We start from the raw sequence: 24052 nt of genomic DNA on the forward strand, positions 1-24052 counted from the left end.
ACAATAAATCCTATTGCACAATCGGGGTTTTATTTTTTTGTGACGCAGGGATTAAAATCATCAGGGGATTTGTATTTTTTTTCTTTCGCTGTACAAAAGCCCGTTTTGGTCAATCCCTTCCAGGATCAGAATGAGGTCCTTACAGGGGAAAGGTAACTTAAAGGATAGCACTTTATTGCTTTCCAGGCTGCTTTGGCTTGTTTCCCAAAAAACCGGCAGGATGGCTTGATGCGGCATGGAATTGGCTGCCGGTCCGTATTGCGGAACTGAGAACTTTCGGGCTTCTGTATAACCCCGGGCTACAATCCATTGAACAGTCTTGTCGGATGAATCTAATTCGCTAACCCGGCTAAAATCAATGGGTGTAGTTCTGGTTTTGATAAAAATGGCACCATTGCTGCCCGATGGCCCCAGCAGGTTGATGCCGGTCTTATTTATGGCCACTTCCTCCAGGTCAAAAATGTTCAGGTCGCGCAGGTAATTCAGGTCATTCACAATCATGCCATCAATCACAATCACCGGGTTCCGTGATTGCACATTGCCGCCGGCGTTCAATCCCAGCATTCCGCCACGCATTTTTATCTGGATGTCGCCTGCGCCCATATCGTTAATATCCAGCATGAATTTTCCCCTCAGGAGGTCAATCAATGAATTGAACCTTTTTACCGTGCTTTCATCAATCACAAAACTATCGTCATTGATACCTTTCTGATAGATCCCCGATCTTTGTGCCGGCTTTTTTGCGGAAACAATGTTCACTTCTTTAAGCTGCACATTTTTTAGGGGCCTAATGAGCTCGCCAAAATTAAGCGCCGTTAAACTGCCATCCGGATGAATTGCCGGAGGAAGTTCTTTTTTCTGCAGGCTTTCTTCTTCCACGCTCCATAGCTGTGTAGCAGTTAAAGCCGCATTACGACCTTTTGAATTTCCGGCGGTCAGGCTCAGCTTTGTGGAGTCCAGCAGAAACAGGCGTTCAAAAGTAAACCGGCCCAGGCTGTCGGCCTTTGAATTTAACATCAGGTGGTTTTCGGCTGAGTAGAGATCTACCTGTCCTTTGTCCTTTTTCTGTTGCAGGCCGGCCAGCGTCCCTTTAATGCTGAGGCCTCTTTCAAACTCATATTTGAAAGGATTTTCGGAGAGTGCAGCAACCCAATCCCAATTGAACTTTCTTCCGCCAAATGCAATCAGCAGCTGATCGATGTTGTTTAAATCAGAAAAGGCCCCGCTGGAGGTCATCGCAGCCGATGCATAAGCATGCGGGGCCAGCTGATCGTCCAGAAAAGCAAAGGAGTATAAACTTTGCTGGTCTTTCCAGGCCTGCGTTGCTGCGGGCAATACAGACAGAGAGTACCTGAGCTGACCTGTATTTTGTGGAAGCCGGAATTGCAGTTGCAGGCTATCCCTGTTTTTCGCGGGAAGCAGACTGATGTCAAGTTTACCTTTTCGCGTGTCGGCGGGGACAAAAAATGCCCTTTCGGTAACAGGCAGGCCTTGCGCTGTAAATACCGTTAGGGTATTTACGCCCGGGGCCAGTTCATTCCGGTTTAGTTCAATTGTGGTTTGGGGGGCTGATAATTTAACTTTTAAGGCTTTGTGCAGTTTGCCGGCAGCATGTGCTAAAATGAGGTAGTCTTGTGCCTGCAATTGGGCTGTATTGCCAGCCAGGCTAACACGTATCTTGTCCCTGAAGTAGGGGTTTACATTTATACCAATACCGGCATCTGCGGCCACAGGGATTGCTGTTTTTAGGGTCCTTCCGTCAGAAAGGCTTAGTTCAGCTGTATAACTTTGTCCTGAAACCGGCGTAAAATAAAAGGAGGGGATCTCTCCCGGATTTACAACAAAACGGTGCACTTCATTGCCCGAGCTGGTTTTGATTTTACCACTTATAATGTGCTGCTCCGGCCTTTCAGAAATTATAACCAGCTTTTGCTCCAGGTTGGCCAGCAGGCGGCCACCTTCGGCATGTACCGAAAATGCCGGAGCTGCCATTGCAGGTTTATCAACAGCAGGCTTCAGCGGCAGGATGCTGATGGGCTGTACAAAGTAATAGCGCTTGCCAAAGTTCCGCATCCAGTTGGTGTAAACCTTAACAAAATAATCGCCGGGGGCGAAACCCTTTAGCTCAAACTGGCCGGGAGCGGCTCCCCCATCGGCAAAGAAAAGCTTACGGGCTATGCTGCGTCCGGTCTTGTCTGTTATTTCGGCAATAACATTGGAAGAAAGCAGGGAAGGACTTTTATCCCTTGCGTTTAAAACATAGGCCTGCATCCATAGGGTTTCACCAGGGAGGTAAACCTGTTTGTTGAGGTGACAAAAAATGCGCTCCTGGTATACGGCTTCTGCTTTCCCGAATTTCTTTAATAAAACCTCTTCTCCATTTTTTGCGTCCTTCTGGCCAAATGCAAGATTTGCCAGTAAGACCAGAAAAACGACGCCTGCTTTCTTCATATGTTATTTTATCTCATTTGAACGGTCATTTCCCATTCCCCGGAAGGGATGATAGAGAATCCGTAGTCAAAGGAATAGATTTTTTTCATTTCTGCCACCTGCGTAAGCGGATCTTTAACCAGTTTTTTACGTTCCAGGTAAATGCGCTGCGTACCAAAGGCGGGCCATGGGAACAGGATCTGATAGGTATAAACACCTGCTTCCTTGGTTAGGCCATAGTTGGTAAAGGCAGAAAATGTTGCGGAGGTGCCTAAGGGCGAACTCAGGGAGTCCAGCGGTACAATGCTGCCGTCCTTTTCCAGTACCTTCACTTTCAGGCTGTGCCCATCGCCTTTGCGTATAATGTTTACACTGGCTCCGGCAATATCGCCTGTTACTACAGGCGTGGTGACTGTAGAGGTTTTATAGGCCCTGGTAATTAGCTTAACGGCCTTTTTCGAGATGAACTCTCCGGCGATGTTTTTGATTTTGATGTCGAGCCAGAATTCACCAACGGGCAGGGTTTGCTCATTGCGTACCTCATTGATGGTAATGATGCCCGATATGGGGTTAATTTCGAGCAGGGCCCTTTTCACCTCTTTTTGTTTGGCAAGGATCTCGGCTATGGTTTTCTCTTTTTTGGTGAATTCTGCCGTCCATTCTGTTACGTCTACCTCCTGTAAAAACTGGCCGGTATAATCTTTCCCATCGGCTACCCCATGTACCCTTTGGATGCTGATGGTTAGGGGCTTGGAAGAACCCTGTCCATCGATGGAAGGGGCCAGGGTTTGTGTTTTTCCGGGTACCACGATTACCTGCCTTGGGGTATAAAAAACGCTGTCGGCCAGGTAACCTTCAGGGCCTTTGTAGCAGGAACTGGTATTCATCCAGAAAAAGGCTGTCAGTATACCAAAAATAGCGATGTATCTTTTTTTGAAATGTCTCATTGATCGTAGTTTAGTTTTTTTGAATAAATCCCCGTCCGCTGGTCAGGCCGAACTCATGCTGCCTGTCCAGCACGTGCAATACCCCATTGGTGGTTTGCAGGTCGGAAGTAATTACACGGACCTCTATGGTGTCGGTTTTTCCTGCTTTGGATAAAGACTGGCGAAAAAACTGGTAAGCCAGGCTTTTTGCGCCAGCACCCTGAACGTTCTGCCAGGCCTCGGTACGGATAAAAGTCCGGGTTTGCTCACCGGAAAGCGACTGGTGGTTTTCACCGGGGTTGTTAAAGGAGTTTAAAACGCGTTTAGCATTCAGGGTATAGCTCTGGAACATCTGTTTCCATATTTCGGGTTTAATGTCGTCGAACACTACGGTATCCCTTGGGAAGCCCAGTGAATCCCTTACTTTTTTGGTACGATCGGTAACCAGGGGCGTTTTCATATAGTTGTTTACATTTCTGAGCGCTACGCGGATCGAATAGTTCTGGGGGCTAAACAGCGTTACGGCTTCCTGCTGGTATTGTGCTTTTAACCCCGCTTTATCTATCGCCAGCAGCACCGTATCAAATATATCGGCCCTGGAGCGCATAAAGTCGTAACTGCTCATGTTTATCTTTCCACTGTGCACACCGCTGTCTACAAAATATCCTTTTTTGCAGGATGCCCAGCTTAGCATCAGGCAGGCAAAGGCAATCATTGTTATCTTCTTCATTAGTTTCTTATTTAGACCAGTAAAAGGATTGTGTCATTAAGGGGTTGTTTTGAAATGCAGCAGCGGAAACGGGCCAGTATACCGCGCCCATGCTGGCATCTGCATCAGTAATGTAGATGTTGTAGGCAGGTACCCTGTTGTTGCGCACAAGGTCATACCAGCGATGTCCTTCGCCAATCAGTTCCTTGCGGCGTTCCTGTAATATGGCAAAGGCCAGATCGGGTTCCAGTACAGCATCGTATAGGGTAGCATTGGCACGACTGCGCACACGGTTTAGCAGGGGGATGGCCTCGGCACCCCTCGATAGTTTTACCAGGGCCTCGGCACGGAGCAAAATCAGGTCGGCATAGCGGAACAGGCTGATGTTTGCCTCATATTTGGGTGCGGTTGGGGTAAAGTCGCTGGCCTTTATATTGAATTTGTTCAGTACAATATCTTCAGAGTTGCTGCGGTTGGCCAGCCATTGTCCCCTCAGGTCGGGCGACTGTGGGGGGAACAGTTCATTTGCCACTGCTGAGGGGATAGTAGAATATTCCCCGGGTTTGGCAGAAACTTCAGGCGGCCGGGCAAAACTACTGCCCAGGGTTGAATATTTGGCGGCCTCGCTGCCGTTAAAATTGACTTCAAAAATGCCTTCGGCCGATTTTCCTTTCATCACTTCCGCCATTCTGGAGAAGGGCAGCAATTGCAGTTTGGAAAGCCCTTCATTGTCCATCAGTGTTTTGCAGGCCGCTTCTGCTTTTGCCTCTTCCTTTTTCCACATGTAAATGTGTGCTTTTAAGGCAAGCACAGCAGGCTTGGTGGCCCTTACAGCCCTCAGGGTTGTAGAAGCATAAGCCCAGGGCAAATCGGCATAACCGGCATCCAGGTCCTGGAGCGCAAACTCAAGCACTTCATTCATGTCGCTTCTTTTCAGCGGGTCCCGGTTAATGCCCAGGGTATTCAGTGGTACATCGCCCCAGATCCTGGCCAGGTAAAAATAGGATAAGGCCCGAACAAAGCGGGTTTCAGCAACGTAATGCTGCCTGGGCAGGTCTGTAAAGCTGCTTTCCGGAATTTCTGTAATCCGTTCCAGTATCAGGTTGCACTGGGCGATGGCTTTATAAAATCTGGACCAGTCGCGCCAGTAATCTACGGCATACTGAGAACTACCCAGGTCATTCCGCTCCAGGTTAAAGGCAGCAGAGTTTCTAACGTCGCCTGTCCTGAAATCGCCGTAGGCATAATGCCCGTAAAGGGTAGTTAGCGGGCTACGGAACAGGGAGTAGGCAGCCGCAAGCTCGGCATTGGCATCGGCTTCGTTTTTCCAGGCATTTTTAACGGTATTGGATGCTTTTGGCTCCTGCTGCAGGGCTTTTTTACATCCCGTAAATAGCAAAGGCATTATCAGGCATGCCAGTGCAATAAAGTATTTATATCTGTTCATGGTCTGATTGAAATTAAATTTGAACATTAAAGCCGAAGGTCATTTTTTTAGGTATCGGGTAAAAGCCCCCTCTGTCTATTCCCGAGAAGTCGACATTTTCGGCATCCGGGCCTCTGAACTTCTGGATGATGAATACGTTGTCCATCTGTGCAAAAATATTTACCCTTCTGAACCTGGTACGTTTCAGCAGGTTCTGGCTCAGTTCGTACGACAGCTGTATGTTTTTAAGGCGGGCAAATGAACCATCCTCAACAAATAGGGTTTGTTTGTAGCTGTAGTTTAAGGAATTGTTCTTGTTGAAAGGGTTATAGGCCGGGTATTCGGCAATGTCGCCCTGTTTTTCCCAGAAATTAACATCACGTACATCCGGAATGCTGTTTGGCGTTAACAGCTTGGCAGGCGAAATCCTGTCGGCCAGCGTGCTGTTGATGATTTTACGGCCCAGTGAGTATACAAAGAATACGGAAAGGCTGAACTGTTTATACCTGAAATCAGATCGGAAGCCACCATTAACGGTTGGGTTAGGGTTGCCACCATAGATCTTATCGTCGCTGATCAGTTCGCCCCGGGTATTGTTCACTTCATAACCCACACGGTAATCGCCATCAATATCCCTTACAATGATATCTCCGCCTTTAAAAGGATAGCGGTTGTCGCTGCCCGCCAGCCTGAACCCGGTTTTAGGGTTTACCGGTACATCGGCATCAGAAGCATAAACGCCCAGGGTCTGGTGTACATAAAAGTCGTTCAGCGGGCGGCCCACACGCAGCAGGCGTTCCGAAAAACGGTCGTACACATCGCGGTTATCCGTACCAATGCTCAACAGGATATTCCTGTTCAGTGCGGCATTGGCATTGATGCTCCAGCGCAATTTGCTGGTAGCGGGCAGCAGATCGGCGTATACTGCAAACTCATAGCCATAGTTCAGTACGTTTTGCCCGTTGGTATAAATCATTTTATAACCCGAGGTATTGGGCAGGAACACATCAAACAGTTTTCCTTTGGATTCTTTCCAGTAAAAATCGAAGTTGAAGCCATATTTACCGCCGGCAAAGGTGAGGTCTAAACCGATGTTCTTGTCTATGGATTTCTCCCAGGTCAGGGTTTCGTTGGTTAGCCCCTTATCGTACCATGGATTGGATGTGGTGATGCCGTTATAGGTGCTTACTGTGCCGCCATTGTAAATGTCGCCGGCATTGCCGATATCGTACAGGCCCTGGGTAAGGTAATCGAAATAGAATTCCGAGCCGGTAGTACCCGAGCTTAACCTGAGCTTGGCAGAGTTAACCCAGTCCAGCGATTTCATAAAAGGTTCTTTGTGGATGTTCCAGGCCAGGGCCAGGGCCGGAAAATTGCCCCATTTATTGGCCTCTCCAAACCTGGATGAGCCATCGCGGCGCATAGAGGCCGATAACAGGTACTTGCTCTCGTAGTCGTAGTTCAATCGGGCAAAATACGATAGCCTGGCACTTTTGGTATAATCCTGTATCATGGTTACCTTATCTTTCGGGAAACCTGTCAGTACTTTTACATAATCACTCAAGCCGTCTGTAGCATTCGCCGTGGTGTTTTGCCGCACCAGGTAGTCCTGCGTAAAGCCCAGGTCGAGCACCACACTGTGTTTGGCCAGGGTTTTAAAATAGGTCAGGATATTCTCGTTCAGTAAAGATGAATTTGTCCCTTCGTACGAGTTGAAAGATGGTTTCTTATTGGTGTTCAGGTCTGAGGGTTTGAAGGTAGAGCGGCTGTCGATCCCGTAATTTACCCTGATGTTGCTGTTAAAACGCAGGTCTTTAAGCATGCGGTAAGTGAGGCCCAGACTGGAGCGGATATTCCTGTTGTTCAGCTTTTCGTCCAGCAGGGTATAAGCCTTAAAGAAATTGTCGAGCGCACCTGAGGTAGGCAGCGGGTACAGCGAAGTGTTAAAGTTAGAACCCACGCCCATGGCGTTTTGGTCGGCGCCGTTGCCCCTTTTCTTGTCGGAAAGTGTAGCGGCAATATCCAGGTTGATGTCTATTTTACTCCCCGGCCTGAAAATGAAATTGGTATTTAACGTGTAGCGCTCGTAGCCGGTGTTTTTCATGATGCCGCCCTCGTCAGAATAACCCAGGTTGGCCCTGTAGGTTACCTGATCGGCTACCGAACCATTGATGCCCAGGGTATAGTTCTGCACAACCGAAGGGGTATAATACATCTGCTGCCAGTCGGAAGCATTGTTGTAAAAGGAGTTCAGGCTGTCGGTCAGGAAAGCCAGGTTGTTCATCTGTACAAAATCAGGTTCTTCGGCGGCATATTTGTTCATGTACCTGAGCCTGGTTTCCCTTTCAAGCTTACCACCAAGGCTGGAACGGAATGGCGGTGGGGAACTCACACCCACATTGGTGTTAAAGGTGATGGAAGGTTTGCCCAGTTTTCCCTGTTTGGTTTTTACGATGATTACGCCGTTTGCACCTCTGGAACCGTAAATGGCCGTTGCCGAGGCATCTTTCAGGATGTCTATAGATTCGATGTCGTTGGGGTTGATCATCGACAGGGGGTCGGTATTGGTGGTTTTTATCACCCTTCCCTTTAATGATGGAATGGCGCCAAAATCGTCGGGCGAAAAGGGCATCCCGTCAATTACATAAAGAGGCGATATGTTTACCGGTCCGCCAGAGCGTGATGCACCGCTTAAACCGCGGATCAGGGCAAGGCTACCTGCTCCCGGTTCGCCGGTAAAGTTCAGTACGTTTAAACCAGGTACCCGGCCCTGCAGCATGTTCTGGAAACTGGTGGCGGGCAGGTTTTCGATTTCTTTTGCGCTGATGCTGGAAATGGCCCCGGTTACTTTCTCGCGAACGCGCTCGCCGTAACCAATTACCACTACCTCACCCAATGAGGTGTTGTCTTCCTGTAAAACAATATTTACCACTTTGCCTTTTGTGGCAATAAAATCCTGGGCCTTGAACCCTACCATTTTTACGGTTATGCTGGCATTTTCATTTACCTTGAGGCTGAATTTTCCTTGCAGATCGGTAGTGGTACCCCGGCCTGTTCCTTTTTCAAAAACGGAAACTCCGGGCAATGGGCCTTTCTGATCGGAAACTGTTCCTGATATCAGTATTTCGGCTTTTTGCTGCTGTTCCAGCTTTTGTTTTTCTTTGTTGGAAGACACAACAATGGTGTTGTTCAGGCGCTGAAACTCAAGATTGGTTTTCTGGGAAATCTGGTTCAGTACCTCAAGGGTGTTGATGTTTTTGAGGTTCAGGGAAATGGGTTGGCTCAGGTCAACCTCTTTGGAATCGTAGCTAAAGCTAAAACCTGTTTTCGAGCGGATCATGTTCAGCAGTTCCGAAACAGAGCGGTTAGAGATCTCGCAGGAGATGGGGATGTCCCTGAGCGGGGGCTTTTGCTGCTGTGCATTTCCGCTGCCCGAAATGCCAAGGCCCAGCAGGAGCCCAAGCAAAGCCGGACGAAAATTAAAATTCGTAAAAGTTTTTTTCATGTTTGTTTGGTTAGTTGGTGTCTTATTTATCGCGGATGATAATGGATGTGTTTTTTACTTCGTAGTTCAGGTTTTTACTCCTGGTTAGCACTTTAACAATGTTTTGTACATTTTCATTTTTAAACTCGGCATTGAACGACCAGTTTTTACTGGAACTTTTGTTAACCAGGTTTACATTATACATAATGGCCAGTTTATGCCTGATCTCGTTGAAATTGGCCGATTTAAAGACCAGGTTGCCATCTTTCCAGCCTGTAAGCTCCCCGGCATCAAATGCAGCAGTGCGTATGCTGTTGTTTTTGGTGTCGTATGCCAGCATCTCCATCGGTTTCAGTTGCTTTATTTTCCGGTTATCCAGGTTTCTTACTTCAACGCTGCCCGAAACCAGGGCTACGCAAAGCTGCTTACTATCGGGATAGGCATTTACATTAAACTTTGTGCCCAGTACCCTCACTTTCAATTTGCCGCTTTTAACGGTGAAGGGACGGTCGGGCTTTTTTGTTACCTCAAAAAAGGCCTCTCCCTGCAATTCCAGATCACGGGTTTTCCCCAGAAATGCTGTGGCATCGTAGCTGATTTTACTGCCACCGTTTAAGGTCACTACCGATGAGTCGGGCAATTTGACTACCATACGCTGGCCGGCCTTGTTAAAAATTTCTACAGGCTGTGGGCGGTTCTTTACCAGGAGCGGGGGGGCAGCATTGCGGCTACCCAGGTGCCATCCAATTCCCAGTACCAGCATCAGCGCAGCGGCATAGCCCATTATGGAAAACCAAAGCTTGCTGTTCCGGGGTTTTTCGGTGCTGGCCATGTAGGCACTAAATGCGCTCAGGCCTTCGTTTATTTCGCTTTCAGCAATGTCGGCGTTGGCCATCAGTTCCAGTAGCTTAAGTGCCTGTTGCTTCAGGGCTGCCAGCTGGGCATCTGCATCAATCCGCTTTTGCCAGTAGTTGACATCCTCAGGATTGCTTTTAAAACAATAGTTTATAAAAGTTTCGTCGGTTAACAGGCTTTCTATGGTAAAAGTTCTATCAGACATATGAATTGTTTTTAAGGTTGATCGGGATGAAAAAATGCTTGCTTTAATACCTTTATACCGATAGAGATCTGGTTGTATATGCTGGCCTGTCCAATACCGGTTTGTTCTACAATCTGCTGATAGGAGAGTTCCTGGAAATAGCGCATGTTGATCAGTTTTCGTTGGGCCGGGCTTAGCGCCTTAAAAGCGGCGCTAAGCCTGTGCAGGTGACCCTGGAGCGTTTCGTTTTCTATGATCAGGCCTTCTACCGGCGATTCGGCAAATTGCGCGTCGTCAAGTTCGTCTAAAGAGCGGTTATTCATGTGTTTTTTATTCAGTGCGTTAATTAAACGGTTGCGTAGTGATGTTTTCAGATAGGCCATAATGTTAGCAATAGGGGCTGTGTCTTTACGTTTGTCCCATAAATCGGTAAAGAGCTGTTGCAGGCAATCGAGGGTTAGCTCTTTATCAAATGCCAGCTGATAGCCATACCGGTAAAGCTCACGGAAATGTGCTTTATAGATCTCTTCAAAAGCTTGCTTGTCGCCCAGTGGCTTTTTATTCATTGGTTTGTTTGGTGGTTAAGTTCTGCTGCCTGGTCAGCGCCTTCCGGGCTTAGTTATGATAATGACAGTTGAGGTTTGCATTTCTCACACAAATTTCGCGAATAAATTTTATCTTGCTTTTTTAATTTAGCGCAATACCCCAAATGATCATCATTATCCAGTGCAAAGACCAGGTAGGGCTGGTAGCCGATATTTCCAGGATACTCTCTTCCGCAAAGCTCAATATCATCTCCATGCGCGAGCACGTAGACAAGGCCGAGAACCGGTTTTTTATGCGTTTGGAAGTAGATGGTATGGCCGATGAAGTGGCATTGGAAGCGCAGATGAGGGGCGTTTTGCCGGATGGTGCCCTTATCCAGGTAAATCCTGTTCCGGATAAAAAGATTGTGGTGATGGTAACCAAAGAATACCATTGCCTGGCCGATATCCTGATCAGGAACAGCTTTGGTACTTTAGGGGCTAATGTACTTTGTGTAATCGGAAACCACGATGTGCTCAAAAAGATCTGCGACCGTTTTGATATCCCATTTTTCCTGATCCCTTACCATGAAGATAAAGCGGTTTCTGAACGGGAGATCATCGCTAAGATCCAAAGCTATAACCCGGATTATGTGGTGCTGGCCAAATTTATGCGCATCCTTTCCCCGGCCTTTGTGGCCAATTTCCCTAACAGGGTCATCAACATCCATCACTCCTTTTTACCGGCCTTTGCCGGTGCAAATCCTTACAAACAAGCGTTTGAAAGGGGCGTAAAGCTGATAGGTGCTACAGCCCATTTTGTAACAGATGATCTGGACGAAGGGCCAATCATTGCCCAGCAGATTATTCCGGTAAACCATTCCTATACTGCAGCCGATATGGTGAAATCGGGCAAAGAGATTGAAACGGCCGTGCTCGCCAAGGCCTTAAGACTGGTGCTGAACGACAGGGTATTTGTGTACCGCAACAAAACCGTAGTGTTCGAATAATATTGATTTTCCTGTAATTTGGGGATCATGATCACCAAAAAAGTATTAATTTGGTGATTACGATCACCAAAAAACGCTATATTTGGTGATTAGCTTTTCGGTTATGATTGAAAGAACATTGCAGGTTACCCTAAAAAAGAAGGTAGATTATAAAAAGGCAATAATTGTATTGGGCCCAAGGCAGGTTGGAAAAACTACACTGATCTCACAGATAGCAGCAGATTTGAATCCTGAATACATCTATATAAACGGAGATGATCCTGCTACCCGTTTGTCCTGGGCCAACCCGAGTCAGGCTTTCATTAACAATTACATTGGCAATGCCAAAGTTGTAGTGATTGATGAGGCACAGCGGCTTGAAAATATAGGGCTAAGCGCCAAGATGATTATTGATTCCAAAAAGGATATCCAGCTTTTTATATCGGGGTCATCGGCATTAGAAATCGCAAATAGTATAAACGAACCTCTCACCGGACGTAAATGGGAGTACCGTTTGTACCCATTTTCATGGAAAGAACTAAAAAACTCTTTTTCTTTTCCTCAGGTTGAATCGAGACTGGAAAATTTTCTGATCACCGGAATGTATCCTGATGTCATATTAAATCCAGGCGATGCAGTTGAGATTCTTAACAACCTGGCCGGAAGCTATTTGTATAAAGACATTTTAGAGTCTGGAGGGGTACGCAGGCCCGATGTGTTGTTAAAGCTCCTGCAAGCCCTGGCCTGGCAGGTAGGGAATGAAGTTTCTTATAACGAGCTGGCCCAAACTGTAGGTGCAGATAAGGTAACAATAAGTAGTTACATAGATCTGCTGGAAAAATCCTTCGTGATTTTCAGGCTTAATCCATTTTCCAGAAACTTGCGGAACGAAATCAGCAGTACCAGAAAAATTTATTTTTACGATAACGGGGTTCGTAATACGGTCATAAACAACTTTGCCCCAATATCGGAACGGAATGATGTTGGCGCGCTATGGGAAAATTTTATCATTAGCGAACGCAAAAAGCAGCTTTCCTACAGCGGCTTTTATGGGAATACTTATTTTTGGCGTAATACTGCGCAAGCTGAAATAGATTATATGGAAGAGCAGGATGGTAAAATATCTGCCTACGAAATCAAATGGAATCCAAAAGTTAAAGTAAAGTTTCCTAAAGTATATCTGGAAACCTATCAGCCCAATCTCAAAAGCGTTATCAATAGAGATAACTACTGGGAATTTTTGGGCTAACTATGCACCAGCTGATACACCTGCTGCATGTACCGGGCTTCGTAAAGCGCCTGAAAAAACTCATACCATTCTACACGGGTAAATACCATGCTGATGTCGGGGTATGGCGTAGCCAGTATCACCACTTCAGTTCCGTCGGGTGTATGCTCCAGGTAATCGTCAAACTGGAGTTTTTCGGTGGCGCGTATAAAAGCGTGGAACTGCTCAAATGAGAAGCTGATGAGGGTACTTTTGTTCCAGATGTTGATCATTTTGCAATTCAGGCATTGCGTTACTGATACATCTCCTTTCTTGCTGATTACTGTTGGTTTGCACATAGATAGAATTTTGACTCAATTTAGAACTGTTCTAAATTGAGTCAAATCTAATCAAAGTACTTTAATCTGCAAATTATTTTGAATAATTCTAAATAACACAGGTGCTATTTGATCATTGGCGCATATTTCTCGCGGTTTTCTACAATTACCCAAAGGTGTATGGCCAGCAGGGGAGCAACAATAGCAAAGCCCGATGGTGCGTACATGGCATTGGTAAGCACAATGCCTACCATTACCGGAAAAAGGATAATGGCCCCTAAAGCCCGGGTTTTGCCGGGAATAAAGAGCAATCCGCCCACAACTTCGGCCAGGCCTACCAGGGGCATCAGCCATTCAATTTGCATGGCAGCGCCCATTACTTTCATCAGGTCGGCAGGCATGTCTTTAGGTGCGGGCATGTAGTTAAAAAACTTGTTCAATCCGGCGTTAATAAACATCAGCCCAAAGAGCAGGCTCAGTACAAAAAGGATTTTCTGTTTCATCTATTTAGTTTTTGAAGGTTTACAAACTTGCAAGGGTATACTATTAAAGTTAGTTAACTTTTAATTGTGTTGTATTAATTTTTTTAAGCCGGGCCTAAATATTTGCTTTCAAACCAGATCAAGTATTTTTCAATCCTCGATCTGGTTTGTGGTACTGTTTATTATTTCAACCAATCTGCATATTTACATATGCTACGCTTATGCCTAACGCGGGCATAAACACCGTCGCCTTCTCTGCTGCCGGCTACTGATGTATTCCCTTCTGCCGTGTAAACATGATCGCCACGCAGTTGAATTACTATGCCGCAATGGGCTACACGCTTCAGCGCTGGGAGATAAATGCCAAAAACACAACCCGGAAGCGGCTCCTTTATTGTCTTTCCTGCCGGGAAGAGTGAGGGCGACCAGGCCGTTCGGGGTTGGGCAAAGCCTGCCTGGGCGTGGCACCACGATACCCAGGCCGCACACCAGGGTGCAGGCGATTTAATATTACTGCAAGCAAGATATTCCCTAATTCTTTCGCCATCGTTTTCAACAGTTCCCTCCACCACACCGATCTCTTTTCTGGCGATGGCGATGAGTCGTCTGGCGTCATTGCGAAGGGCGCTTCGCCCTGTGGCAATCTCTTTGTATGTTTTCTCATACCCTATAAAATCGTTGCCAAGCAACCTAAGCCCACCAGGAGCAATAAGGCAAAAGACAACCAGTAAAAACCCAACTGTTCGCATACGCTCATTTTTCTGAATTGTAAAACCATTACCCGTACTCCTGGTAATCCTACCCGCTGCCATGCCCTTTCCAGCAGCCACCAGCACAGGTACAATAAGATCAAAAAGGTGATCAGTGCAATTACAATCATAATTGGCACGCTCTGGTTAATTCCGGTACTCATTTCCGGGCTGCTAAACAGGTTGGTAATGATGCCCCATAGCACCATTAATGCCAGCATTAAGTGATGTTCTTTTTTAATATCATTTATTAAATGCAGGGTTTGTGTAAGCCTGCTTATTATTAATGTCTTCATATTTTAATTGATAAAAAGGGGCTGGCCCAGCCAGCCCCATAATTTTACAACAAGAGGAATGATCCTACATAATAGCTGTCACTTACCAGCTTGCCATTTGCCGATACTACAGAAAAATACGCTTCTACAGTATCGCCGCTCCAATCTGGCGGCAATTGCAGGCTGTGCGCCAAAGCCGATCTCAGTATTGCCCCTTTCAGTGTCAGAAACTTATCTTTCGATGGGTTGTACACAACAAAGGTCATCTTATCGGTAGGCAGTGCATTGGTGTCACCGGTAACTGCCAGCCAGCTGTAATCCAGCTTGGCAGCTGTGGTAACCGCAATTGCTGGCGTGTCGGGTAAATCCAGTTTGCCTTTGCTGTACAGCACATCCGCATAACTAATGGTAAAATTGGGCGATACCCCAGTAATGGCATTGGCCAGGTTGTACGAAGCAGCAGCATTGCGGGGCGTTAGCCCTTTGTTGTTGTCTTTAAAACCAACATCAATTACGCCGGCCAGGCGGCGCAGCCAAGAGGTCATCAGGCCAAATTTAAAGCGCTGGTCTAGCTGCGCCTGTGTAGGTGCTTTGGTAGATTCTGCAGGGCGCATGGCCAGCACATTGTCACCATCTACTTTTCGGCCAACGTGGTTTCCTACGCGGCCCCTAAGGAAGTAATCTATACCTCCGTTAATAAATCCCATAATCTTAAAATTTAATGGGTGAATTGGCGTTTGCAACCTTTTTATAGCTGTGGTTAGCAACGATATCAGCTCGTCATCCAGAGCGGATGCGAAGGATCTTAAAAAAACTTTGGCAGCCTTGCTATCATCCAGTTCACTGCATCTGCAAATTCATATGCAGTTCCTTTCCATTGCAGCCTAACCAGGTGTTTAAACCAAATTTCCAGGCTTACTACACCACCAGCAAACCGGCATTTCAGCTGGCGTTCTGCATAGCTTATCTCATTCAAATCATACTTACAGTTCTGCTCTGCACCCGCATTTATGGCCATGCTCAGTTGTTTCATCCAGCCCACAAAATGCAGTGGTTCGGGTATGTTCAAAATCTTCAAAGGCTTTTTGCCTTTTGTTACCGCCACCAGGCATCCGCGCCTGTCGTTTATCCGGTAAATATTCAGTACCAAATCAGCCTTACGCATAATATAACATCGTAAGTTCTGGTAAAGGCCCTGCATCTATGCGGGCCTTCTCTTTTGATTTCACATCAAAAGCAGCGTTATTTTGTCAGCACCTCCTTTCCTTGTAGTTTATAAGTAACCAGGTATGCTCCATACAAGGCAATAATCAGGTTACCGCGTACAGCAAAATCGCTAAGTTTTTTGCCCCTGTACCTGGGCAGGTAAATACTATGGCTGTAACTGCCATCATCCAGCCTGTACACATCCAATACCTCATGCCTGTTAAATACGGCTAAGCGTTCGTTATCTGCGGCCAGCCCGCTATGGTTGTAAAAGTCGTTTCCGGTTATATAGCCCCGCTTATTTATAATAACCGTTGGCGCTGCGGTTGTACGGATCTGTTTTCCTTCTGCTGATTTATAGCTGCCCAGTTTTATTTTCGCCATGCTATTGGTGTCAATCAGTTTTCCGCTGCGTAGCACATTCAAACTACTATCCAGCCATACAAAAGTGTTCCGGTAGTAATAAGTAAAAACCAGCTGGCCTGATGTTTCATTGTAATTCAGGTAACCATCGGTACTAAATATTTCCCCGCCAGGGCTTATTTTGTGTATCACCTGCTTTTTCAGCAGGTCCAAATCCTGCCTGCTTTCATTGGCATAAAGTAGCCGCTCATAAACCGAATCTGTTAAATCATAATTGCAGCTAAATGAAAGTAACCAGGCTTTGCTGTTGCCCAGGTAAATCCGGTTATGGCTTAGCTTATAAATGTACCAGGAATTGTATTTCAGTTCAAGTTCACTAACCAGAGCTGGAGTATACGTTTTACCCCGCTTAAAACCGTTTTGCTTTGGCTTTTCTTGCAACAGGTAAAGGGTAACCACCACACCAATGCTGAATAGTATGACCAATGTTATTTTGTAGATAACTTTCATAGCTGTTTTTTTAAAGGAGGGGAGCCCCCCAAAAAGGCTCCCCAAAACCAGTTAAGGTTGTTTTCTGCCAAGAATATTGCTTACTTCATGGCCTCCTAAACAGCCTTGCGAGTCGTAAACGGTTAAGCCCTGGTATTCCAATGAACAAACCGGTCCTTCGAATTCTGCTGAACAATATACCGGCGTGTTACAATCCCCCTCAACGTAATAAGTGTACACGTTTGCCGGTTGTTTTTTAGCAGGTGTAAATACACTTGCAAATGCTCCGCCTACTGCAACTATTGCAACAAGAGCGGTAAAGATTACTTTTTTCATACTTTTATAAATGATTAAAAATTAATGCCTACTCGTTTTCTTCTGCAGGGTTTTCGGCGTTAGCCCTGATTCATTGCGCAATAGAATATTTTTGTTGGAAAGCGTTATGGCTATAATTGCCAGCACTACAAACCCTATATTAAACACCAAATGTTCCGGCCAGCCCAGCTTTTCCAATACGCCACCGCAGGAACAAGGTATATTCTCTGTATAATTTAATATGATATAGATGTAAGCAGTAAATGCCACCATCAGGCTAAGCGAGCCGTACAACCCAACAAGCCGCAGGCGTTCAAACACCAGCATCAGGGCAAGCAACAGTTCCAAAACAGGAACCATCCATGCCAGCAAACCTGCATATGCGGATAACATTGGCGATTGCCCAATCTGCAGTACAAACTTGTCATGCAACAACAGTTTACTGGTAGCGGCATATACAAACAGGAGTATAAAACCGTTGCTTATTATTGCTATAAAACCGCCGTACCATTTCAATTTATTCATCATTCAAGGCCCCTGTTTTTAACCATCAGGAACAAAACAAAAATAGCTCCTGCCCATCTGGGGCAGAAGCTATTCCTGGCAAATCGCCCTACTATTTTTAGGAACCCATCTTCCTAAAAACAGCAACAAGCTTACTCATTTCTCGAGTTGGTAAGCGTAGCAACACTTATGCCTATAAAACAGCAAATCACATCGTTGCTCAGCTTGCCCCTCAACCCAGGAAACTTTTCTTCAAACAGGCTATACCTATCGCTTTTAACCGGCGTAAGTAAAATGTCCATTTGCACCAGTAAGCGTTTCTTCATCCCGGCTAAAATTTTCTGGGTAAGGGCATAAGCTATGGTATGTTCCTGGTAAATACCATCCATACTTAAACTGGTGATGCTTACTATTTCGCTGTCCTCTATTATTTCAATAAAGTAGTCATCGCTTGGCAGGGTTTCCCTGAACTCTTTGTACAGCACTATAATAGTGCCGGGTTCCCATATGTAAAAGATCTTGGGCTGGCCCGATTTTTTGTCAATGCTGTACAACATGGCCATACCACTTTTTAAAAAATGGGCCTCGGCCACAAGCATATCCGGTTCCAGCAAAAAAGAACCCTTTCTCTTAAACCTGGGCACCAGCACGCCATCAGCCAGTAACGCTGGCTTCAGCTCACCAATAGGGCCATCGCATAGCTTTTCCAGGTAATCAGTTACACATTCTTTCCATAGTTTTATCATTTGTTCGGTTAGTATCAATTGTTTTTTACTCATTAGTTTTTTTTTAGAATTCAATTAGTGATAGTTATATTATTTATTGGTGCGTCCCCCTATACTTGTCACTAACTTTCTTTGCTAAGGTTCGTTCATGGTTTATGTGTTAATTAGGTTACAGATGTATCGGACTGGCTATTCCCTTCAGTCCATAAGGGTTTATTTTTAATACTCTTCTTTAGCCCTCATTCTTTTCTCTGTTTTTACATAAAACCCGTAAAGGGTTTCCAGCACGTCTATCAAGGCTGTTAACCTTACGCTGCGCATTAAATGCTGCAGTTTACCTTTGCCAGCAGGTTCTGTTTGTAATTCTGCTTGCAGCTGCAGGCTGCGCAGCAGTAAATTGCAACAAGCGGTTTTATGGCTTAGCATATTTGCTTTTAAACTGCCCGGGTCTGTTATCAACTGTGCCCTTACTGTTGCAGCAATGGAGTCTGCATGGTCTTGCATCTGCTTTATAAATGCGGCCTCATCACCAGGGTGGTAGCGCCCATGTTTAACCATGCTCAATACGTCATCAAAATAAGAGAGGTTGTTCATTTTCAATTTTGTTAAGGTTTCATGATATGGTAGCCGGCTTTGCCGCCAACAAGCAAAGCAAACATCAAATCCAAATTGATTTCCATTACATCTTCCAAAAGCTGTGTTTCCATTTCTGCTATAAAATCATCCAGGCTAAACTTTGCCAACATCTGTATCTCCAGAGGATCTCCGGTAGTGTTTTTTAATGTCGCAGATACCACTACGATGTCATCGTTGTGCAGGTCAATCTCAATGCCATCAGCAGTTGTAAACTGGTTGGCATTGGCCCAGAACTGGGCGAGCAACAGGTTTTTGTCAATCATAAATTTTATTAGGTCAGTTAAATTCCTGGTTCTTTTATCAAAATTTTGTGTTGGAAAAACACAAAAACCGGAGGCATATAGCCTCCGTCATTCAATCTTATATTTTGCAGGTCAAAGTTCCATAGCAGCTTCTTCTATATGCTTTAGTAGTATTTCCTGTCATTTTTTTAAAGAACCTGCAGAAATAAGCAGGGTCTTCAAAACCAAGTTCATAGGCAATCACTTTTGCTGATAGCCGGGAACAGCGCAGCAGCAGTTTGCTTTCTTTAACTACCCTGTCCTGGATTAAGCCAAACAGGGTTTTGCCACGATAGAGTTTGCAAAGGTCAGAAAGCCAGCGTTCTGAACAGGCCAGTTCGCTGGCGTAAAACCCCGGATCTTTACGCTCCCTGAATTGCTGATTAATCAACTTGTCCAGCTGTTCAAGAAGCAGCACATCAGGAGACACATAGGTCTCCTCATATGCCAATTCATCAATATGTGAGTGCGTTAACATATCTATTTGTAAAACCCTTCTTTTCTCAAAAATGTAAGCATGGGCTCCATCCATTCCGTAACAGGTAGTCGCTGAGTGAAACCATGATCGCCTTTAGGGAACAAATGCAGCTCTGCATCTACCCCATTCTTCTGTAAAGCCTGATAAAACACTATGCTGTTGTTCACATTCACAACACCATCGTCTCCACAATGCGTCAGGTAAGTTGGCGGGGTTTCTTTAGTTACCTGAAGTTCATTGGAGAACAATTTCATCTTCTCTTTAGATGGTTCCATACCCAATAGCGAAATCCTTGAAGCCATATGCGTCAGGCCGTTATCCATACTGATCACCGGGTAGACCAGGATCATAAAGTCAGGCCGCAAATTGATATTCTCCTGATTGGGTATATAGCTTTTACCGAAATGCGTTCCTAAGGTAGAAGCCAGATGCCCCCCTGCGCTGAAACCGATCGCCCCAACCTTCCTCGGATCAATACCCCAGGAACTAGCTTTTGATCTGACAACCTTAATGGCCTGCTGGGCATCCATCAACGGTCCAAAGCTTTCATCCTTCATCATTTGACTCTTTGGTAAACGGTATTTAACTACAAAAGCAATAATTCCCTTTTCAGCAAAAGCTTTAGCAATCAAGACGCCCTCTTCCTGGTAAGCAAGAAAAGAATATGCTCCGCCAGGGAAAATGATGACAGCTGTTCCTAACGTTTTTTCTTTAGCTGGTAGGTAAACTTCAAGAGTGGGGAGCTGACCAAGTGGAAGCTTCATTATGCTTTCAGGAATGCTATCTTGATAAAGTTGCAATATTCTTTGTGCTGAGGCCCAATGCCCAACCATTAGGAAAAACATTAATACAAATGATCTATTTTTCATATAACTTAGTCATTATTTGATTCGTTCCAGGTTGGAATACCCCTTCTCATTTTCTCCAGCACCTCTGTAATTCCGCTTTCATAAGTCGTTCCCCTTGCTAAAATGAGGGCTTTTTCTTCCCATTTTATAGCTTCTTGTATTTTATTTACCTTATAAAGTAAGTTCGCATAAGTATCATGTGCAGCAGGGTTATTCTGATACCAATGCTTAATAGCATAATTCATTACCACATTACTTGCAAAATTCAGCACTTTAGTGTCACTAACGTTTAAGAATAATGGCCAAGAAATGCTATTTATATTGTATTCAGGACGCTTTAACGCGCTTTTAAAATAAAGCATATAATACTTCCCAAAATTTGTCCAGTCTTTTAGTTGTAAATAGTAATTCATTCTTTTTCCATACACCATCTCCCTTCCTAGTTTGCCAAATTTTGAAGCAATAGCATCTTCTATTGAATCCCAGTCTGGTTTTTCTAATTCCATATTGGGATAGTCCTTCGCTATAGCATATCTGATAGCATACTCGGCTTTATCAACTCCAATAATGTAATTTATGGCACGCTTATTTTCTACAAAAAAATTGAAAGCTTTACTATCTGTTCCGTCCATATTATCATTTATAAAAAGCAGATTACCCTTTGTCATCAAGTCTTTTTTGGGGAGTCGAAGGAGATAACGATCAATATAATCAGTTGCGAACTTGCCGGCGAGTAAAACATCACCAAGTCTTTTCGCCTCGATTACCTTAGCGGGTATTTCTCTATAATCAGCAACCTGAGCTATTAAATTTGTGCTTGTGCTTAAGAACACAATTAGTATGAGTATCTTTTTCATCTTCTTTTTAATTTAAGGTTATTGTAATGGGCAATGTATGCAACAGTGAATCAATTTTTTTCTGCTGATCAGGCATTAATAATCCAGGGCCAGGCGTTCTGCCAGTAGTATCCAGGGTAAGTCCAGAATTATAACTTCGATTTTTTGCAGGAATTCCATCCAACATCCAAATAGGCGCAGGCATATTCTTTAAATAGTGATCAAAGAATTGAGACATCCGAATTGTAAAATCTTCTGAGTCCCTACCTCTTAATGAATGACTACCTTCAGGATATACTAGCATCCATGCTTTTTTCCCCAATCTTCTTAGTCCTAAAAAGAATTCCAGAATATTCGCATAGGAACAAGTTGGATCATTTTTTCCCTGCATTATTAATAATGGAGTGACCACTTTATGGGCACTTATCACTGGCGAGTTTTTGATGTAACCAGAAAGATTCTCCCATAGTGACTTATCCATTCGGAGTTGACCTTCATTTTCAAGATCCGCTGCATTACTAAATAGATACCCATCCGTTGAAGTTCCATGTAGTGAGCCATATCTGCTAACCCAATCACCTACTCCTGCGGCAGAGCAGGCTGCTGCGAAAAGGTTTGTTTGAGTAATTAAATAATTAATTTGGATTGCCCCGAAACTATGCCCCTGTAATCCCATTTTCGTGGAGTCGACAAATTGAAATTGGGAGATATATTTAGCGGCGGAAATCAGAGCATCGGTTGTTCCCTGCATCGGCTCACCTTGGGGATAGACAATATCAGGTAGAAAAACTAAATAACCATTACTTACATAAGTTGCGACGTCAAGTCTACCTTTGGAATACTCAGGGGTCAAAAATCCATTCAAGCCATCTGACAGCTTTTCATAACAATAAAAAATAATGGGATATTTTTTATTGGGATCAAATCCTTCTGGCTTGTATAAAATTCCTTGTAATGTTTTTCCTCTTGGTAGATCCCAGCTAAGTAATTCTGAGGTATACCAATTGTAAGATTTCTGCGGCTCAAAATTCGTTAACCTTTTAAAAGCCTTAAAATCACGAGTACAATAATAGTTTGGAGCTTCAGTGGCATTTTGTCTCATTACTAAGAAAACATTACCCCTTTTGGCTTTAATTGGAGTAAAATCAAAAACTTTTAAGGAACTAGCACTATTTGTTCTATATATGTGCGAACCCATTGAAAGTATTTTTGGGTCTCTTTCCTCATTAATATTTATAGAATAAAAGCCGTTTTTTTTTGTGGTCTTATCAAAAGCGGTTAATAGCAACGAACTATTTTTAGGAACTATTTTTTCTGCAAAATCTAAACAAATGCTAAATACAACATTATGTTTCAGACCATAACTCCTGGTAATATTAACAGGTGGGAACTTTCCAGACAGATCTATTTTCCATATGTCGTGATCATCATAAATCAAAACCTGCTGGTCATCCGGAAGCCAGCCCGCTGTTCCTCTAATATATTTATGATCAGCTTTTTTAAAAGACCATTTATTGTGAAGATTTTCAGTTAGATTATATTTCATCTTAGAGGTGACATCATAACTAAAATAATCCTGCCTTTTAGCATCGTAAAATAAAACATAGCGGCCCTTAGGGGAAACTTGTATATCCAAGATATCTGCTCCATTTAGAAATTTCAACTCCCTCCTTTCTCCGGTTTTTGCATTGACAATGTCAAAATGGGTCTGTGAGTGTGAATTCCACCAAGACTCAACCGGATCACTACGATAATCTAACTGGTATGAGGATGCAATTATGTCGTTTTGCAGATTATCTGAAAGCAGCTCCCCCGGATACTTCCCTATCTGAATAAATTTAAATGGAGTAATCTGAATCGCTGCCAGGATAGGACGGTCTGCCTGAGCAATTTCACGTTCTTGAATGGCCTGCAATTTTGAATCATTGTAACTCCATATTTCGGGGGCACCCTTATACACTTGCAGCTTTGCATTCATACTTTTATGTAGATAAAAATAAACCCTATCCCCGTTTACACTAAAGGCACTGCAATCGCCAAGACTCGTGTTTTTATTTATGAATGCTGAGTCTAGATTTGCCAAAGAAATCGGTTTCGCCATATTCATCTTATAGTACCAGATTGATTGATCGCAATTAAATGCCAATTGATCATGATTAAAATCCAATGCTACCGCTCCCAGATCATTGCCCTCCCAGATAGTTTTAATTTCTCTACTTTGCAGGTTTAGCCATTTTAAAGATACTTCACTTCCATTTTTCGCCTTGGTTTTGAAAACTAACTTTTTACCGCTACTACTTAACCAGTAATTCGAAACATCTAATAATTCTAAGTGCCTTGCGGTTATTAAGTTTTTGATCACAATAGATTTTTTAGCACCTATGAGTGAATAAACAAGCCAGCTATTTGATTCATTATCCGAAGTTTTAAAGTCAGCAACACCACCAAGCGTTTGCACCACTTTATGAATAAGATCAATGATAATTAAACTATCCCCTTGTGTTTTAAATATGCAGTGCCGATTATCCGTCGTGAACTTTATTTCTTCTACATTCAAGAATTCCATCTTCCAATCCATTTGGGTGGACTGAATAAATGTTTTCTTTACTTTTTTGATCTCAGGGCCATAACTGACCCTGTAAGCTATAAATTGACCATCATTGCTTATCAATGGACTCCCCTCAAAAACTGGCCATATTAGGTATGCAGTTGAATCTAAAATTGTTTTTTGGGCAAATAGATTTTCATCACTCCAAAATAGGAGTAGTAGTAGAGGTAATAACTTCATATAAC

Annotated in this window: 25 protein-coding genes; 2 read left to right on the plus strand and 23 right to left on the minus strand. The window is 44.2% G+C overall.

All coding sequences use genetic code 11. The features are described 5' to 3' along the window. Positions 1-60 precede the first annotated feature (60 nt). From ABIE26_RS23610 to ABIE26_RS23640, 7 genes are read right to left on the minus strand one after another with little or no spacing between them, the layout of a single operon-like run. Positions 61-2451: a hypothetical protein gene (locus ABIE26_RS23610; protein WP_310145776.1), complete on the minus strand. Its 2391-nt coding sequence runs from the start codon at positions 2449-2451 to the stop codon at positions 61-63. Between the two features lie 8 nt (positions 2452-2459). Next, complete coding sequence (locus ABIE26_RS23615) at positions 2460-3377, minus strand: DUF5007 domain-containing protein (protein ID WP_310145775.1); 918 nt, start codon at positions 3375-3377, stop codon at positions 2460-2462. Positions 3378-3387: 10 nt separating this feature from the next. Further along, entirely contained in the window at positions 3388-4086 is a 699-nt protein-coding gene (locus tag ABIE26_RS23620; RefSeq protein WP_310145773.1) for a hypothetical protein, read from the minus strand. Positions 4087-4093: 7 nt separating this feature from the next. Further along, positions 4094-5512, minus strand: coding sequence for a RagB/SusD family nutrient uptake outer membrane protein (locus ABIE26_RS23625; protein ID WP_310145770.1), 1419 nt, complete (start codon positions 5510-5512; stop codon positions 4094-4096). 13 nt (positions 5513-5525) lie between these two features. Further along, a complete protein-coding gene (locus ABIE26_RS23630) occupies positions 5526-8996 on the minus strand; it encodes a TonB-dependent receptor (RefSeq protein ID WP_310145769.1) in 3471 nt (1156 codons plus the stop codon). 22 nt (positions 8997-9018) lie between these two features. After that, positions 9019-10035: a FecR family protein gene (locus tag ABIE26_RS23635; protein ID WP_310145767.1), complete on the minus strand. Its 1017-nt coding sequence runs from the start codon at positions 10033-10035 to the stop codon at positions 9019-9021. An 11-nt stretch (positions 10036-10046) separates the two neighbouring features. Continuing rightward, entirely contained in the window at positions 10047-10580 is a 534-nt protein-coding gene (locus ABIE26_RS23640) for an RNA polymerase sigma factor (RefSeq protein ID WP_310145764.1), read from the minus strand. Between the two features lie 143 nt (positions 10581-10723). Here ABIE26_RS23640 and purU point away from each other — a divergent pair, with 143 nt between their 5' ends. Both purU and ABIE26_RS23650 read left to right on the plus strand, forming a co-directional pair. Continuing rightward, positions 10724-11548 carry a formyltetrahydrofolate deformylase gene (purU, locus tag ABIE26_RS23645; RefSeq protein WP_310145762.1) on the plus strand — a complete coding sequence of 275 codons (825 nt, stop codon included), beginning with the start codon at positions 10724-10726 and terminating at the stop codon, positions 11546-11548. 103 nt (positions 11549-11651) lie between these two features. Beyond that, positions 11652-12776, plus strand: a complete 1125-nt coding sequence (locus ABIE26_RS23650) for an ATP-binding protein (RefSeq protein ID WP_310145760.1) — start codon at positions 11652-11654, stop codon at positions 12774-12776. On the opposite strand, the gene ABIE26_RS23655 is transcribed toward ABIE26_RS23650, so the two are convergent. From ABIE26_RS23655 to ABIE26_RS23730, 16 genes are all read right to left on the minus strand, one after another. Then, positions 12773-13093, minus strand: a complete 321-nt coding sequence (locus tag ABIE26_RS23655; protein ID WP_310145758.1) for a hypothetical protein — start codon at positions 13091-13093, stop codon at positions 12773-12775. The two genes, ABIE26_RS23650 and ABIE26_RS23655, sit on opposite strands and share 4 nt — an antisense overlap. Positions 13094-13197: 104 nt before the next feature. Then, complete coding sequence (locus ABIE26_RS23660; RefSeq protein ID WP_310145756.1) at positions 13198-13575, minus strand: DoxX family protein; 378 nt, start codon at positions 13573-13575, stop codon at positions 13198-13200. A gap of 161 nt (positions 13576-13736) precedes the next feature. Further along, the gene (locus ABIE26_RS23665) at positions 13737-14303 is read right to left on the minus strand and encodes a peptidoglycan-binding protein (RefSeq protein ID WP_310145754.1); all 567 of its coding nucleotides are present in this window, start codon (positions 14301-14303) and stop codon (positions 13737-13739) included. After that, positions 14222-14599 (minus strand): hypothetical protein, encoded by a 378-nt coding sequence (locus ABIE26_RS23670; RefSeq protein WP_310145752.1) that lies wholly within the window; start codon positions 14597-14599, stop codon positions 14222-14224. The genes ABIE26_RS23665 and ABIE26_RS23670 overlap by 82 nt, the downstream gene beginning before the upstream one ends. A 44-nt stretch (positions 14600-14643) precedes the next feature. Beyond that, entirely contained in the window at positions 14644-15285 is a 642-nt protein-coding gene (locus tag ABIE26_RS23675; RefSeq protein WP_310145751.1) for a DUF6266 family protein, read from the minus strand. 98 nt (positions 15286-15383) lie between these two features. Next, complete coding sequence (locus ABIE26_RS23680) at positions 15384-15743, minus strand: hypothetical protein (protein ID WP_310145749.1); 360 nt, start codon at positions 15741-15743, stop codon at positions 15384-15386. 77 nt (positions 15744-15820) lie between these two features. Further along, on the minus strand, positions 15821-16657 hold the full coding sequence (locus ABIE26_RS23685; protein WP_310145747.1) for a hypothetical protein: 837 nt from the start codon (positions 16655-16657) through the stop codon (positions 15821-15823). A gap of 51 nt (positions 16658-16708) precedes the next feature. Then, positions 16709-16972: a DUF6520 family protein gene (locus ABIE26_RS23690; RefSeq protein WP_310145745.1), complete on the minus strand. Its 264-nt coding sequence runs from the start codon at positions 16970-16972 to the stop codon at positions 16709-16711. Positions 16973-16993: 21 nt separating this feature from the next. Next, the gene (locus ABIE26_RS23695) at positions 16994-17479 is read right to left on the minus strand and encodes a MauE/DoxX family redox-associated membrane protein (RefSeq protein ID WP_310145743.1); all 486 of its coding nucleotides are present in this window, start codon (positions 17477-17479) and stop codon (positions 16994-16996) included. 128 nt (positions 17480-17607) lie between these two features. After that, positions 17608-18234, minus strand: coding sequence for a Crp/Fnr family transcriptional regulator (locus tag ABIE26_RS23700; protein WP_310145741.1), 627 nt, complete (start codon positions 18232-18234; stop codon positions 17608-17610). Between the two features lie 165 nt (positions 18235-18399). Beyond that, on the minus strand, positions 18400-18774 hold the full coding sequence (locus tag ABIE26_RS23705) for a hypothetical protein (protein ID WP_310145740.1): 375 nt from the start codon (positions 18772-18774) through the stop codon (positions 18400-18402). An 11-nt stretch (positions 18775-18785) separates the two neighbouring features. Next, entirely contained in the window at positions 18786-19079 is a 294-nt protein-coding gene (locus ABIE26_RS23710; RefSeq protein WP_310145738.1) for a hypothetical protein, read from the minus strand. Between the two features lie 97 nt (positions 19080-19176). Then, positions 19177-19575: a helix-turn-helix domain-containing protein gene (locus ABIE26_RS23715; protein WP_310145736.1), complete on the minus strand. Its 399-nt coding sequence runs from the start codon at positions 19573-19575 to the stop codon at positions 19177-19179. Between the two features lie 2 nt (positions 19576-19577). Next, complete coding sequence (locus ABIE26_RS23720) at positions 19578-20339, minus strand: alpha/beta hydrolase (RefSeq protein ID WP_310145734.1); 762 nt, start codon at positions 20337-20339, stop codon at positions 19578-19580. Between the two features lie 110 nt (positions 20340-20449). Continuing rightward, a complete protein-coding gene (locus ABIE26_RS23725) occupies positions 20450-21280 on the minus strand; it encodes a hypothetical protein (RefSeq protein WP_310145732.1) in 831 nt (276 codons plus the stop codon). A gap of 7 nt (positions 21281-21287) precedes the next feature. Next, entirely contained in the window at positions 21288-24047 is a 2760-nt protein-coding gene (locus ABIE26_RS23730; RefSeq protein WP_310145730.1) for an alpha/beta hydrolase family protein, read from the minus strand. Positions 24048-24052: the final 5 nt, after the last annotated feature.

Source organism: Pedobacter africanus (genome assembly GCF_040548825.1).
Classification (GTDB): Bacteria; Bacteroidota; Bacteroidia; order Sphingobacteriales; family Sphingobacteriaceae; genus Pedobacter; species Pedobacter africanus_A.